This is a genomic window from Rhizobacter sp. P5_A1, assembly GCF_056400745.1.
On the sequence record NZ_JBFUKR010000006.1, the window covers coordinates 184,258 to 198,015 of the forward strand.

The 13,758-nt window shown below is 68.6% G+C and carries 12 protein-coding genes; 6 read left to right on the forward strand and 6 right to left on the reverse strand.

Going from position 1 to position 13,758, the window contains the following annotated elements; translation table 11 throughout:
* The first annotated feature begins 71 nt into the window (after positions 1–71).
* Positions 72–1,145 (forward strand): alpha/beta fold hydrolase, encoded by a 1,074-nt coding sequence (locus AC1DTW_RS08855; protein ID WP_477980672.1) that lies wholly within the window; start codon positions 72–74, stop codon positions 1,143–1,145.
* Between the two features lie 381 nt (positions 1,146–1,526).
* Positions 1,527–3,812: an ATP-binding protein gene (locus AC1DTW_RS08860; RefSeq protein ID WP_477980673.1), complete on the forward strand. Its 2,286-nt coding sequence runs from the start codon at positions 1,527–1,529 to the stop codon at positions 3,810–3,812.
* A 1-nt stretch (position 3,813) separates the two neighbouring features.
* On the opposite strand, the gene AC1DTW_RS08865 is transcribed toward AC1DTW_RS08860, so the two are convergent.
* The 4 genes from AC1DTW_RS08865 to AC1DTW_RS08880 form a co-directional block, all read right to left on the reverse strand.
* Positions 3,814–4,665: a substrate-binding periplasmic protein gene (locus tag AC1DTW_RS08865; protein ID WP_477980674.1), complete on the reverse strand. Its 852-nt coding sequence runs from the start codon at positions 4,663–4,665 to the stop codon at positions 3,814–3,816.
* A gap of 201 nt (positions 4,666–4,866) precedes the next feature.
* Positions 4,867–5,376, reverse strand: a complete 510-nt coding sequence (locus tag AC1DTW_RS08870) for a TPM domain-containing protein (protein ID WP_477980675.1) — start codon at positions 5,374–5,376, stop codon at positions 4,867–4,869.
* Positions 5,376–6,302: a TPM domain-containing protein gene (locus AC1DTW_RS08875; protein ID WP_477980676.1), complete on the reverse strand. Its 927-nt coding sequence runs from the start codon at positions 6,300–6,302 to the stop codon at positions 5,376–5,378. The genes AC1DTW_RS08870 and AC1DTW_RS08875 overlap by 1 nt, the downstream gene beginning before the upstream one ends.
* A gap of 22 nt (positions 6,303–6,324) precedes the next feature.
* Positions 6,325–6,972, reverse strand: coding sequence for a LemA family protein (locus tag AC1DTW_RS08880; protein WP_477980677.1), 648 nt, complete (start codon positions 6,970–6,972; stop codon positions 6,325–6,327).
* A gap of 113 nt (positions 6,973–7,085) precedes the next feature.
* Here AC1DTW_RS08880 and AC1DTW_RS08885 point away from each other — a divergent pair, with 113 nt between their 5' ends.
* Positions 7,086–7,892: a Rossmann-fold NAD(P)-binding domain-containing protein gene (locus AC1DTW_RS08885; RefSeq protein ID WP_477980678.1), complete on the forward strand. Its 807-nt coding sequence runs from the start codon at positions 7,086–7,088 to the stop codon at positions 7,890–7,892.
* 80 nt (positions 7,893–7,972) lie between these two features.
* On the forward strand, positions 7,973–8,290 hold the full coding sequence (locus AC1DTW_RS08890; RefSeq protein WP_477980679.1) for a DUF4326 domain-containing protein: 318 nt from the start codon (positions 7,973–7,975) through the stop codon (positions 8,288–8,290).
* A gap of 21 nt (positions 8,291–8,311) precedes the next feature.
* Here AC1DTW_RS08890 and cysK read toward each other — a convergent pair whose 3' ends face one another.
* Positions 8,312–9,232: a cysteine synthase A gene (cysK, locus tag AC1DTW_RS08895; RefSeq protein WP_477980680.1), complete on the reverse strand. Its 921-nt coding sequence runs from the start codon at positions 9,230–9,232 to the stop codon at positions 8,312–8,314.
* A gap of 72 nt (positions 9,233–9,304) precedes the next feature.
* On the opposite strand from cysK, the gene hemE reads away from it, so the two are divergent.
* Together hemE and AC1DTW_RS08905 are read left to right on the forward strand one after the other, a co-directional pair.
* Positions 9,305–10,363, forward strand: a complete 1,059-nt coding sequence (gene hemE / locus AC1DTW_RS08900; protein WP_477980681.1) for a uroporphyrinogen decarboxylase — start codon at positions 9,305–9,307, stop codon at positions 10,361–10,363.
* Between the two features lie 339 nt (positions 10,364–10,702).
* Positions 10,703–12,814: a primosomal protein N' gene (locus AC1DTW_RS08905; protein ID WP_477980682.1), complete on the forward strand. Its 2,112-nt coding sequence runs from the start codon at positions 10,703–10,705 to the stop codon at positions 12,812–12,814.
* Here the strand turns inward: AC1DTW_RS08905 and AC1DTW_RS08910 are convergent.
* Complete coding sequence (locus AC1DTW_RS08910) at positions 12,803–13,567, reverse strand: YecA/YgfB family protein (RefSeq protein WP_477980683.1); 765 nt, start codon at positions 13,565–13,567, stop codon at positions 12,803–12,805. The genes AC1DTW_RS08905 and AC1DTW_RS08910 overlap by 12 nt on opposite strands.
* Positions 13,568–13,758: the final 191 nt, after the last annotated feature.

Below are 13,758 nucleotides of genomic sequence, written 5' to 3' on the forward strand. Positions count from 1 at the left end.
AAGTCCCACGAACATTCGCCGGCCGAGCGGGAGTAGCATCCGACCAGTCAGATGCAGCGAGGGAGGTCGGCATGGAGTTCATCGCAGCTTTGAAGCGCCTGACGTGGGGTCTCGCGTTCACCCTGACTGCTCTGCCGGCTATTGCCGGCGAGTATCCCGCGCCCAAAGAAGGCGATTGGATCGTGCGCGATTTCCGCTTTCACACCGGCGATGTTCTGCCCGAGATGCGCATCCACTACGCGACCGTGGGCTCGCCCACAGGCGAACCCGTGCTGATCCTGCACGGCACGACTCAATCGGGTGCGAGCATGCTCTCGCCGGCATTCGCCGGTGAACTCTTCGGCCCCGGGCAGCCGCTCGATGCCGACCACTACTACGTCATCCTGCCGGACGCCATCGGGCACGGCAAATCGAGCAAGCCGTCGGATGGGTTGCGCACGGGCTTTCCGAAGTACAGCTACGAGGACATGGTTGACGCCCAGCACAGGCTGGTAACCGAACACCTGGGCATCCGCCATTTGCGCCTCCTCCTCGGCTATTCGATGGGTGGCATGGAGACGTGGATCTTTGCGCAGAAGTACCCAAGCTTCATGGATGTCGCGGTGCCGATGGCGTCGCTGCCGATCCAAATGTCGAGCCGCAACTGGTTGCTTCGACGCCTCATCATCGACTCCATCCAAAACGATCCAGATTGGATGAACGGCAACTACACCAAGCAGCCACGCAGCGCGCAGTTCGCCTCGGTGTTCTTTGGACTCGCGACCAGCGGCGGCAATCAAGCACTCTACAAGGCAGCGCCAACACGAGAGCAGGCCGACGATCTTCTGAGCAAGCGCCTGAACACGCCCTTCAGCGCCGATGCCAACGATGTTCTCTATCAATGGGAGTCGTCGCGCGACTACAACCCGTCGGCGGGGCTGGAGCGAATTCAGGCCGTGACGTTGGCGATCAATTCGGCGGACGACGAGCGCAACCCTCCAGAACTCGGAGTCATGGACCGCGAGATCAAGCGCGTGAAGAACGGCCATGTGCTGCTGATACCTGCCAGCGACCAGACCGCTGGCCATGGAACGGCTTTCCAAGCGAAGTTCTGGAAGAAGGAAGTGGGAGATCTCCTGCAAGCCGCGCCACGCGAGGCGAGATAGGTGCTCGGCGCGTTCGCCGCCAGGAGACGTTCCTGAAGGACTGGTCCTGGCCGGGCCCTGCTTGCCACAAACGACAGGAACTGCGTCCTCAAAATTGATGGCAGCTTTGCGGCTACCCAGTTGAGCAGATGAATGGGTCGTCTCGACCCACTGCGGAAGTTCCCAGAGCTGATCTCAACGTCGGAAAGCGGCCACTCATCTCTCAGTCAGGCCCAAGACCAAAAGACTGCTGAATGGCAAGTTGACGATGTCAAGAGTCCGCCTTCATCGCTACTGCGTAGACAAGAGTCGCTTCGACCGAACTGATACTCGCGTCTCGTGTGAACCTGCCGATGTCGGTTAATGGTTGTCGCAACGCGTGTAATGCAGCATGCTCCGGCGATGGAGCGCACACCGGCCGAGGATCCATCGCAGCCTCCCCGCGGCTGGTGGGCGGCGGTATCCGGCACGCCGCACGGCGGCATCGCCGTCGCGCTGCTGCTGCGCGTCGTGCTGTTCAGCACGCTGGTCACGCTGGTGCTCACGATCCTGCAACTGAGCCTGAGCTACCGCAGCGAACGCGGGCGGCTGGAAAGCCGCTTTGGTGAGATCGAGCAGGCCAGCGCGCGCAGCTTGGCCGATAGCCTGTGGGCGGTGGACACGCGGCAGATCGAGGAGCAACTGGATGGCATCGTGCGCCTGCCCTCGATCCGCGCCGCCGAGGTGCGCGAGGTCGGTGGCTCGGGCCGCCCGTTCGTCGTCTTCCGCGGCGAGCGCGAGCCCCATGGCGTGACGAAGGAGTTCCCGCTCGCTTGCTGCAGTCCGAACCCGGTGACGATTGGGGTGCTTCGCATCGAGGCCACGCTGGCGGACATCTACCGGGACCTTGCCGAACAGGCCGTGGTCATCCTGCTGAGCAACGCCGCCAAGACCTTCCTGGTGGCTTTCTTCATCCTCTTCGTCGTGCACCAGTTGACGACTCGGCACCTCCTGGACATTGCCGCATCGGCGCGCAGCGTCAGCCTCGAAAGCGACGCGGCGCCGCTGCGACTGCGCCGTGCCCGCAGTGAGGGCGACGAACTGGACCAGCTCGTGAATGCACTGAACGCGATGCGCGAGCGACTGGCCCGACAGGCGCTTGAGCTGCGCAACGCCGATGCCCGCATGGCGGCCATCCTGGACAACATGCCCGACCTGGCGTGGATGAAGGACACTGAAGGCCGCTTCACCGCAGTCAACCGCGCTTTCGCGGCGGCCAAGGGCTTTGCCGACCCGCGCGAAATGCTCGACAAGACCGACCTCGACGTCCATCCACCGGAGCTGGCGCGCAGCTACCGCAGCGACGACGCCGAACTGATGGCGTTGCGCGGCACCCGGCGCATCGAGGAGCAGCACGCGCGCGCCGATGGCAGCATCCAGCTTGTCGAGACCATCAAGACGGCGCTGATCGACGCCGACGGCCACCTGGTCGGCACGGCCGGCATCGCGCGCGACATCACGGAGCGCCGCCAGGCCGAGGACGACCGCGAGGCGCGCCGAGCGGCCGAGATCGCCAGCGAGGCCAAGAGCGCATTTTTGGCCCACATGAGCCACGAGATCCGCACGCCGATGAACGCCATCGTCGGCATGTCGTACCTGCTGCTGCTGGCCGGGCTGGAAGTGCGCCAGCGCGAACAGGTGCAGAAGATCAACGACGCAGCCACGTCGCTGCTCGGCATCATCAACGACATCCTCGACTTCTCGAAGATCGAGGCCGGACGGTTGGACCTGGAGTCGATACCGTTCGATCTGCGTAAAGTGATGGACGGGGTGGCCGACATCGTCGGCATGAACGCCCAGGCCAAGGGGCTGGCGTTGCGGCTCGAGCTGCCGCCCGGGCTGCCGACGGCCCTGGTCGGCGACCCCTCGAGACTGCGCCAGGTGCTGCTCAACCTGGGCCATAACGCCGTCAAGTTCACCGAACGCGGCGCGGTGACGTTCGCGGTGCAGGTGGTCGAACGCGATGGTGCCGCGGCCCGCCTGCGCTTTGAAGTGCAGGACACCGGCATCGGCATGCCGAGCGACGTGCAGCAGCAGCTGTTCCGGCCGTTCACGCAGGGCGACGCGTCAACGAGCCGGCGTTACGGCGGCACCGGGCTCGGGCTGACGATCAGCCACCGCCTGGTGCGCATGATGGGCGGTGATATCGACGTCGCGAGCGCGCCTGGGCAAGGCAGCCGCTTCGGCTTCGAGCTGCACTGCCCGCTGCAGCGCGAAGCGCGCCCGACGCCAGTGCCGCCGCCGGCGGACATGGCGCGATTGCACGGCGCACACTTGCTGCTGGTGGAAGACAACGCCATCAACCGCGAGATCGCCGAATCGCTGCTGCAGCATGCTGGCGTCACCGTCGCCGTCGCCTGCAACGGTCAGGAGGCCCTCGAGATGCTGGAGCGTGGTGGGCGCTACGACGGCGTGCTGATGGACTGCCAAATGCCCGTGCTCGACGGCTACGAGGCGACGCGGCAGCTTCGCCGACAGCCGCAGTGGCAGGACCTGCCGGTGATCGCAATGACCGCCAACGCCCTGGTCGGCGACCGCGAGAAGGCGCTTGCCGCGGGCATGAACGACCACATTGCCAAGCCCATCAAAGTCGACGAGATGTATCGCACGCTGGCGCGCTGGGTGCGGCTCTCGACGCCGCAGACGTGAACTACTTTCGGCGCAGGTCGTACCACAGCTCGGGCCGGCTCACCGGCGTGCCGGGCGTGACCAGCGGGTTCTTCAGTTCGATGATGACGCGCTTGTCCAGTTGCGCCCGGCGCAGGCTCTCGCCGTGGTGCTGTTCGAAAAGACGGTCGGCGGAGCCGTCGGCGAGCGCCTTCTCCAGGCCCTGGCGGATGATCTCAGCCAGCCTCGTATTGCCTCGGTTGAGCATGTAGTACGACGCGTAGTAGGGATAGTGCAGCACGATGCGCGGCTCGACCTCCAGCGCATCGGCGTTGCTGGCCTGCTCGTTCCAGATCTCCATGACGCTGCGCGGAAAGTAGTCGAAGCGGCTGCCGACGATCATCTTGAACAATCCCTCGTAGCTCGGCCCCGTGATGACGGGAATGCCGTTGGCGCGCAGGATGTCCGTGTCGGGCCAATGCAGCCCCTGGGCCAGGCGCACCCGCTTCAGGTCGTCCAGGGTGTTCACATCGGCAATCCGGGCCGCGTCGCCCTTGCGGATCAGCCCCAGGCGCCAGCCGAGCACGCCCCTGTTGATCGGGATGTACACAGCCAGCAAGCGTGCCTCGCGCTCGGCCGAACTCGGCACGGGCGCGACGTCGATCGTTCGCCCGGCCTCGAGTTCGAGGATCTGGCGCTCTTGGTTCATCGGCGACTCGGCCAGCTCGACGCGGTAGCCCGGGCCGGCCTTGGACAGCGCCAGCTTCAGCAAATCCAGTGCGTAGCCAAATCGGCGATCGCCTTCGAACTCGGGGCGCGGAAAGCGGACGATTTCGGCGGCGGCGCACTGCGCGACGAGAAGCAAGGAGAGGAGGAGACGGGCGAGCAACGACATGATTCCTCCACTCTGCCTCCTCGCCGCGATTCTAACGCCGCACGCAACGGGTCGACCCTCTCGCTGTCGATGCGCGCGCAGTCGCTGAATGGACCAGTGTTTGCCTTGCCTTGCTTCAGCTCGTCGAACAGGACATCGAAATTGCAGTTGCCCTTACCCAGCTGCCGCGCCGCCGCTGACACGTCGACTTCGAGTCCTGCCTCAGCGCAGATACGGCGCGTCCGGCAGCTCGTTCGGATTCGCCGCGCCCGGCGCGAGCGCGAAGTGCGTGACGAGCAGCGCGTCGACCGCGTCGATCGCCTGGTTCAGCCCGGTCTCGAACTGGCCGGCCTTGAAGGCCGCGCTCATCGTCGCGGCGATGCGCTGCCACTGCGCGGCATCGACACGCCGTGCGAGCCCGCGGTCGGCGACGATCTCGATCGCGTGCTCGGCGAGCAGCAGGTAGATCAGCACGCCGTTGTTGTCCTCGGTGTCCCAGACACGCAGCTTGCCGAACATCATCAGCGCGCGTTCGCGCACCGGCGCGTCGCGCCGCAGGTAGCTCAGCGGCAGGCCGGCCTCGACGCAGACGCGGATCTCGCCGCTGTGATGCCGCTCGCTCGCTGCGACGCGCGCCTCGATGCGCTCGAGCGCGCCATCGCCGAGCAGCCGCCTCGCGTCGGCCTCGTCGAGCCGGCGATGCTTGAGCAGGCGCAGCAAACGGTTCGCCATCACCAGCTTCCCGACGCGCCGCCGCCGCCAAAATCCCCGCCGCCGCCGGAGCTGAAGCCACCGCCACCACCACCACCACCACCGCCGCCGAACCCGCCGCCACCGCCACCGCCACCGCCCCAGATGATCGGCCCGCCGCGACGGCCCAGGCCACCGAGCCGCCCGCTGCCCATGCCCATCACGCCGACGAGAAACAGCGCGATCAAGCCGGCGCCGCCGGCCACCAGCGCGCTCGCGGTCAGCCACCAGGCGATGCCACCGACCGCGCCGCCGGTCAGCGCCGCGCCGAGCTTGCGCCCGAAGATGCCGGTCAGCACCGCGCCGGCGATCGGCACGCCGACGAACAGGAAGATCGCCAGATCCTGGATGTCGAAGCCGCCGAACAGGCCGCCGCGGTTCGCGGTGCCGCCGCCCTTGCGCGTCGGCGCCGGCAAGGCCTCGCCGGCGATCGCGCGGTCGAGCCGGTCGACCGCGGCATTCAAGCCGCCGGCGTAGTCGTTGGCCCTGAAGGCCGGCTTGATCTGCTCGTTGATGACGCGGCCGGCGAGCACGTCGGGGATCGGTCCCTCGAGCGTCTTCGCGACCTCGATGTTGATGCGCCGGTCGTTCTTCGCGACGACGATCACCAGCCCGTCGCCGACATCGCGGCGCCCGATCTTCCAGGTGTCGGCGACACGCTGGCCGTAGGCCGCGATGTCTTCGGGCTGCGTCGTCGGCACGATCAGCACGACGACCTGAGCGCCGCGCTGCGTCTCGATCGCCTCGAGCTTGGCCGAAAGCGCCTGCGACTGCGCCGGCGTCAGCGTGCCGGTCTGGTCGATCACGCGGCCCGACAGCGGGGGCACCGGCAGCACGTCCTGCGCGCGCACGGTGCCGGCGAGTGCCAGCAGCGCCACGGCAGCGGCGAACAGCAGGCGACGCAGCATCAACGGCTCGCGCGCGCGGCGATCACTTCGGGGCCGAGGCCGGCGCCCTGTCGAAGTTCACCCTCGGCGGCACCGAGATCTCGGCTTCGTTCTGGACCGTGAAGTTCGGCTTGACCTTGTAGCCGAACACCATCGCCGTCAGGTTGCTCGGAAAGCTGCGCGCGAGCACGTTGTAGGCCTCGACCGACTTGACGTAACGGTTGCGCGCCACCGTGATGCGGTTCTCGGTGCCTTCGAGCGTCACGCGCAGGTCCTGGAAGGCCTGGTTCGCCTTCAGCTGCGGGTACTGTTCGGCCACGACCATCAGCCGGCTCAACGCACCGGTCAGCTCGCCCTGCGCCTTCTGGAACTTGTCGAACGCCTCGGGGTTGTTGTTGAGCTCCGGCGTGGCCTGGATGCTCGTCGCCTTCGCGCGTGCCTCGATCACCTTGGTCAGCGTGTCCTGCTCGAAGCTGGCCTCGCCCTTCACGGTCGCGACGATGTTCGGGATCAGGTCGGAGCGGCGCTGGTACTGGTTCAGCACCTCGGACCACGCGGCCTTGACCTGCTCGTCGAGCGACTGGAAGCTGTTGTAGCCGCAGCCCGACAGACCGAGCAGCGCCAGCGCGGCCAGCCCCGCGGCAAGCGCGCGTCCGAATGAGCGGGACGACGAAGTGACGGCACGGATCATGTTGTGTTTCCTCCGGAGAATGGCGCGGCAATGCTACCCCGCGAGCCCGACATGCGGCCGCCCCGATCGCTTTCAACACGGGCCGGATTCGAGCGCGTGGTTAAAGTCCGCGCATGACGCTCTTGAACCACGCGCTGCATGCCGGCCGGTCGACCGCGGCGAGCCGCGGCGCTGCCGCGTCGACCACCGTGCTGGTCGCCGGCGCCGGCGGCGCGCTCGGCTCGGCAGTGCTCGAAGCGCTGCTCGCGAGCCACCGTTTTGCGCACGTCAGAGTGCTCGCGACGCGTGCGCTGACGACCGCGATGCACGGCCTCGAGCCCGTCGTCGTCGACGCCGCGCGCGACAGCGCCGAACCGCATGCGGCGCCGATCGCGGACGCCGCACTGATCGTCTTCGATCGCGAGCGCCACGCGAACGGCCGCGAGCTCGCGTTCGTGCGCCCGCAACCGCACGAGCTGCCGGCGCTCGCGCGCTGGTTGCACGAACGCGGCGTGCGCCGGCTGATCGTCGTGCTGCCGCACGCGCCGGCCGCGCTGCCCGACGCGCTGAAACTCGGGCTGGCGAATCTCGACGAGCAGGCCGCAGCGGCGCTCGGCTTCGAGCACCTCGTGTTCGTGCGTTCGGCGCAGGCGCCGTCGAATGCCCGCGCGAGACAGTGGCTGCAGCGCTTCGCCGACGGCGTGCTCGCGCAGCTGCGCATGATGGTCGCGACCTCGAACCAGCCGGTGCGCGCGGCCAAGGTCGCGCAGTTCGCGGTCGAGCTCGCGACGCAACTGCCGGCGAGTGCGAGCGGCACGCGGGTCGCGCCGCCGGAGCTGGTCTGGCAGGCGGCGCAGCTGCGCGATCCGCAGCGCCTGGTTCAGGCCTGGCTGGCGCGAGGCGAGCTGCCTGCGATCAACGCGCCGCGCGGGCGGATGTGAAGCCGGCGTGAAGTCGCCGATGGACGCTGCGCAACGCCCGCCGTAAGCTGCCAGCCAGCGAACTTCTCGCGCCCGCACAGATGTCCGACGCCAACGCTCCGCACCGCGTCCAGCTCAAGCGCAGCAAGGGCTGGAAGATGCCCGAGAACACGGTCAAGATCGACCGCACGACGCGCTGGGGCAACCCGTTCACGCCGCAGGAATGCGGCTCGATCGCAGCAGCGGTCGCGAAGCACGCCGCGTGGATGAAGGGCGAGATCGCGGCACCGGATGGTCGCGTGCCGCCGACGCTGGGCGAGATCCGAACCGCGCTGAACGGCCGTCACCTCGCCTGCTGGTGCGCGCTCGACGGGCCCTGCCACGCCGAGCTGCTGTTGCAGATCGCGAACGGACGCTGAGCCCGGAGCCGGCGCGCGAACTCACTCCGCCGGCAGAAAGCCTTCGATCGACAGGTAGCGCTCGCCGGTGTCGTAGTTGAAGCCGAGCACGGTCGCGCCGGCCGGCAGCGACGGCAGCTTCTGCGCGATCGCCGCGAGCGTCGCGCCGGAGGAGATGCCCACCAGCATGCCCTCCTCGCGTGCCGCGCGCCGCGCCATCTCGCGCGCCGCTTCGGCCTCGACCTGGATCACGCCGTCGAGCAGCGCGGTGTGCAGGTTCTTCGGGATGAAGCCGGCGCCGATGCCCTGGATCGGGTGCGGGCTGGGCTTGCCGCCGCTGATGACCGGCGATGCGCTCGGCTCGACCGCGAACACCTGCAGCTTCGGCCACATGCGTTTGAGCACCTGCGCGCAGCCGGTGATGTGGCCGCCGGTGCCCACGCCGGTGATGAGCGCGTCGACCCCGCTCGGGAAGTCGGCCGCGATCTCCTGCGCGGTGCTGCGCGCGTGCACCTCGATGTTCGCCGGGTTCTCGAACTGCTGCGGCATCCAGCCGCCCTCGATGGCCGCGAGCAGTTCGGTGGCGCGCGCGATCGAACCGTTCATGCCCTTCTCGCGCGGCGTCAGCTCGAAGCGCGCACCGTACGCAAGCATCAGGCGGCGCCGCTCGATGCTCATGCTGTCGGGCATCACGAGGATCAGCTCGTAGCCCTTCACCGCGGCGACCATCGCCAGGCCGACGCCGGTGTTGCCCGAGGTCGGCTCGATGATCGTGCCGCCGGGCTTCAATGCACCGGAAGCCTCGGCAGCCTCGACCATCGCGAGCGCGATGCGGTCCTTGATCGACCCGCCAGGGTTGCTGCGCTCGCTCTTGATGTAGACGCTGTGCGTGTTGCCGAACAGCCGGTTCACGCGGATGTGCGGGGTGTTGCCGATGGTGTGCAGGATGTCGTTGGCGAGCATGCGGTCCTCCGTCGTGGCGACGGCGATTATGGTCACGGTCGGCGCGCGTTCACGCTTTGCGACAATCGGCGGATGCATGCACCGCTCCAGAACGACAGCTTCCTGCGCGCCTGCCTGCGCCAGCCCACGACCCACACGCCGGTCTGGCTGATGCGTCAGGCCGGCCGCTACCTGCCCGAGTACCGCGCGACGCGCGCGAAGGCCGGCAGCTTCATGGGGCTGGCGACGAACGTCGACCATGCGACCGAGGTCACGCTGCAGCCGCTGGAGCGCTACGCGCTCGACGCCGCGATCCTGTTCAGCGACATCCTGACCGTGCCCGACGCGATGGGCCTCGGCCTGAGCTTCGCGGAAGGCGAAGGCCCGCGCTTCGCGCGCCCGGTGCGCGACGAAGCGGCGGTCGCGAAGCTCGAAGTGCCCGACCTGGACAAGCTGCGCTACGTGTTCGACGCGGTCGCGTCGATCCGCAAGGCCCTGAACGGCCGCGTGCCACTGATCGGCTTCTCGGGCAGCCCGTGGACGCTCGCCTGCTACATGGTCGAGGGCGCGGGATCGAGCGACTATCGCCTCGTCAAGACGATGCTTTACAGCCGCCCCGACCTGATGCATCGCATCCTGCAGGTCAACGCCGACGCGGTCGCGCGCTACCTGAATGCGCAGATCGAGGCCGGCGCGCAGGCCGTGATGATCTTCGACAGCTGGGGCGGCGTGCTCGCCGACGGTGCGTTCCAGCACTTCAGCCTCGCCTACACGCGCCGCGTGCTGCAGCAGCTCAAGCGCGAGCACGATGGGCAGCGCGTTCCGCAGATCGTCTTCACCAAGGGCGGCGGGCTCTGGCTCGAAGAGATCGCCGCGGCGCAACCCGATGTCGTCGGGCTGGACTGGACCGTGAATCTCGGCGCGGCGCGGGCGCGCATCGGCGACCAGGTCGCGCTGCAGGGCAACATCGATCCGAACGTGCTGTTCGCCGGGCCGGAACAGATTCGCGCCGAAGTTGCCCGCACGCTGCAGAGCTACGGCAAGCCCGGCGGGCACGTGTTCAACCTCGGCCACGGCATCAGCCAGCACACGCCGCCGGAGAGCGTCGGCGTGCTCGTCGACGCCGTGCACACGCTGTCGAAACAACCGTAGCCAACGCCACATCGGGACGACCCGCGCGGATTTTTCCTGTGCAGGTAAGTGAGCGCTCAGGGCTTGACTTATCCCCAAAATCGGGCACGTGCTGCGCACCCGATGGCACCTGCTGCGATGCAACATCGAATTTCCGACAATCGCCGCTAAGTCATTGATTTCATTGACATGCATTGGTTGCCGCGAAACTGAGCAATCTTCGCCGTAACGAGGCGTAGCAAGCGTTTCCGGCCATGCCGGGGGCGGTTACGCACAAAGTTATCCACAGAACAAGTGGAAAGTTTTGAAAGCTCTTCAAAATCATCGACTTAACGCGTTTTCATGAACGAGATTTGAGCTTTGGTCGGTAACTTCACTGAAGCTTCGGCCGTTCCGGCGGTACGTCTGCGCGTCGCGGTCGAGGCGCCGCAGCACACCGGGCTGGCCGCGCCCCTCGACTACTCAAGTGAGTACACGCTCCCAGCAGGCACATTGGTCAGCGTGCCGCTGGGTCGTCGCGAGGTGCCCGGCATCGTGTGGGACGGCGAGCCATCGGGCGCGGCATCGGTCGAACTGCGACCGGTCAGTGCGGCGCTGGCGTCGCTGCCGCCACTGGGAATGGCGTGGCGCGAGCTGGTCGATTTCGCGGCCGGCTACTACCAGCGCAGCACCGGCGAGATCGCGCTCTCGGTGCTGCCGCCCGAGTTGCGCAAGCTCGACGACGCGCAGCTGGCGAACCGGATCAGGAAGCTGCACAAGGCGCGTGCCGCCGAACCCGCGGCCGCGCCGGCGACCGCCGCACCGTCGTTGACCGATGCGCAGGCCGAGGTGCTCGCGCAGATCGCTGCGGCCGGCGCAGCGGATGCGCCACGCCCCGTGCTGCTGCACGGGGTCACCGGCAGCGGCAAGACCGAGGTCTACCTCGGCGCCGCCGCGCAGGCGCTCGGGGCAGGCCGGCAGGTGCTGGTGCTGGTGCCGGAGATCAACCTGACGCCCCAGCTCGAGGCGCGCTTCGCGGAGCGCTTTGCCGGGCGTCACATCGTCTCGCTGCACAGCGCGCTGACACCGGCGCAGCGCTTGCGCAGCTGGCTCGCGGCGCATCTGGGGCTGGCCGACCTGGTGCTCGGCACGCGCCTGGCGGTGTTCGCGTCGATGCCGCGGCTCGGGCTGATCGTCGTCGACGAGGAGCACGACCCGTCGTACAAGCAGCAGGAAGGCGCGCGCTACTCGGCGCGCGATCTGGCGGTCTACCGCGGCCGTCTCGAGCGCGCCTGCGTCGTGCTTGGCTCGGCGACGCCGTCGCTGGAGAGCTGGCAGCGCGCCAATGAAGGCCGCTACACGCGGCTCGCGCTCCCGGCCCGGATCGGCGGCGGCGCGCTGCCGAAGGTGCGCCTCGTCGACATGACCCAGCAGCCCAAGGGCAAAGGCGCGCACACGGCCTTGTCGGCGCCGCTCGTGGCCGCCTTGCAGCAGCGTCTCGCGCGCGGCGAACAGAGCCTGGTGTTCCTGAATCGGCGCGGCTACGCGCCGGTACTGCACTGCGGCGAGTGCGGCTGGAAGAGCGGCTGCCCGCACTGCAGCGCCTGGCGCGTGTTCCACAAGCTCGACCGCACGCTGCGCTGCCACCACTGCGGCTTCACCGAGCGCGTGCCGCACGCCTGCCCGGACTGCGGCAATCTCGACATCGCGCCGATCGGCCGCGGCACCGAGCGGCTCGAGGAACAGCTCGCCGCGCTGCTGCGCACGCCCGACGACCGGCCCGCGCGCATCGCCCGCATCGACGCCGACAGCACCCGCCTGAAGGGCGCGCTCGAGGCGCAGCTCGGCGCGGTGCACGCCGGTGACGTGGACGTGCTGGTCGGCACGCAGATGGTGACCAAGGGCCACGACTTCCGCCGCATCACGCTGGTCGCCGCGGTGAACCCGGACAGTTCGCTCTTCAGCAGCGACTTCCGCGCGCCCGAGCGCCTGTTCGCGCTGCTGATGCAGGCCGGCGGGCGCGCCGGACGCGACGCGCTGCAAGCCGATCGCAGCGAACTGTGGGTGCAGACCTGGCACCCGACGCATGCGCTCTACGGCGCGCTGCGCCGGCACGATTTCGAGGCCTTCGCGACGAGCCAGCTGACGGAGCGCGAGATGGCCGGACTGCCGCCGTTCTCGCACCTCGCGATCCTGCGCGCCGATGCCCGCACGCCCGAGGCCGCACGGGCGTTCCTGCAGGCCGCGGCCGAGCTCGCGGCGACGCTGCCCGGCGCCGATCGGCTGATGCTCTACCCGCCGGTGCCGCTGGGCGTCGCGCGCGTCGCGGATGTCGAACGGATGCAGATGCTGGTCGAGTCGGCCTCACGCGTCGCGCTGCAGCGCTTTCTCGCGCAGTGGCTGCCGGCCCTGCATGGGCTGCGGCGCACGCAGCGCTCGGCCGACGAGCGCATCCTGCGCTGGGCCGTCGACGTCGACCCGTCAGCGATTTGACATCGGCCGGCGCCGGCGCGGCGGCGGTGCAGCCGCTGCACCGGCGGGGCCGACCGGCCGAGCGATGTCGGCCAGCAGCAGCGTCGCGCGCACCAGGCCCTCGACCGCTTCGCCGAGGTCCTGCGGCGGCTCCAGCGATTCGATCTCGGTCAGGAGCTCGTCGGCATCCTCGAGATCGTCAGGCCCGAGGTGGCGATAGACCAGCGCGAGCGGCTCGGTCAGCGCCTTCGCGTCGAGCGCCATCAGGTCCGGGAAGAGTTCGAGCGCGGTCGCGAAGCCGGCAACCCACGGGTAGACCGCATCGATCGCGCCGGGGTCGCCGTCGTCCTCCTCCTCGTCGTCCGACACATCCGTATCGGGCGCGTCGCCGTCATCGCTCAGTTCGAACACCCACGGATCGAACCACTGCCGGCGCTGGATCGCGTCGTCGAGTTCGGCGTGGCGGCGCAGCAGCAGCGCCGTCAGGCGGGTGGCGTCGAAGCGCGCCGGCAGTGCCCGGCCATCGACGTCGGTCACGTGCGGCAGCCAGCGCGCGACCGGGACGTGGCGCGGCTGCAGCAGCACGCCGCACAGGTAGCCGTCGAGCATGCTGACATCGAGCGCTTCGAGCGGCGCCGGCACCTGGTCGAGAATCGCCTGCAGTTCGTCGAGTTCGCGCTCGTTCAGCGGCTGCACCCGGCGCGGCGCGCCCGGCGACGGCCGATTCGCGCGCGGCGCGTGGCGCGAAGATGGGCGTGGGAGCGGGCCAGTCATGGGTGCATTGTCGCGCGCCCGACGCGTGACGTTTTCCCGGGCGACCGGGGCGATATACAACGTTTCCGGGCGTTCCCTCGAATTGGGGATGGCGGTGCATGACCGGCATGCCTAGAGTCGCCCCCATTGCTGTCACACGGCGCTTCACGAGAGGCGCAAGCAAGGTTCCGAACGCCCGGCCAAGAACACCG

Excerpts from the sequence above, each read along its gene's own strand:
- AC1DTW_RS08880 (WP_477980677.1), bottom strand. The coding sequence starts at position 6,972 with ATGATCCGTGCCGTCACTTCGTCGTCCCGCTCATTCGGACGCGCGCTT.
- AC1DTW_RS08870 (WP_477980675.1), bottom strand. The coding sequence starts at position 5,376 with ATGGCGAACCGTTTGCTGCGCCTGCTCAAGCATCGCCGGCTCGACGAG.
- AC1DTW_RS08855 (WP_477980672.1), top strand. The coding sequence starts at position 72 with ATGGAGTTCATCGCAGCTTTGAAGCGCCTGACGTGGGGTCTCGCGTTC.
- AC1DTW_RS08860 (WP_477980673.1), top strand. The coding sequence starts at position 1,527 with ATGGAGCGCACACCGGCCGAGGATCCATCGCAGCCTCCCCGCGGCTGG.
- AC1DTW_RS08885 (WP_477980678.1), top strand. The coding sequence starts at position 7,086 with ATGACGCTCTTGAACCACGCGCTGCATGCCGGCCGGTCGACCGCGGCG.
- AC1DTW_RS08875 (WP_477980676.1), bottom strand. The coding sequence starts at position 6,302 with ATGCTGCGTCGCCTGCTGTTCGCCGCTGCCGTGGCGCTGCTGGCACTC.
- AC1DTW_RS08890 (WP_477980679.1), top strand. The coding sequence starts at position 7,973 with ATGTCCGACGCCAACGCTCCGCACCGCGTCCAGCTCAAGCGCAGCAAG.
- hemE (WP_477980681.1), top strand. The coding sequence starts at position 9,305 with ATGCATGCACCGCTCCAGAACGACAGCTTCCTGCGCGCCTGCCTGCGC.
- cysK (WP_477980680.1), bottom strand. The coding sequence starts at position 9,232 with ATGCTCGCCAACGACATCCTGCACACCATCGGCAACACCCCGCACATC.
- AC1DTW_RS08865 (WP_477980674.1), bottom strand. The coding sequence starts at position 4,665 with ATGTCGTTGCTCGCCCGTCTCCTCCTCTCCTTGCTTCTCGTCGCGCAG.
- AC1DTW_RS08910 (WP_477980683.1), bottom strand. The coding sequence starts at position 13,567 with ATGACTGGCCCGCTCCCACGCCCATCTTCGCGCCACGCGCCGCGCGCG.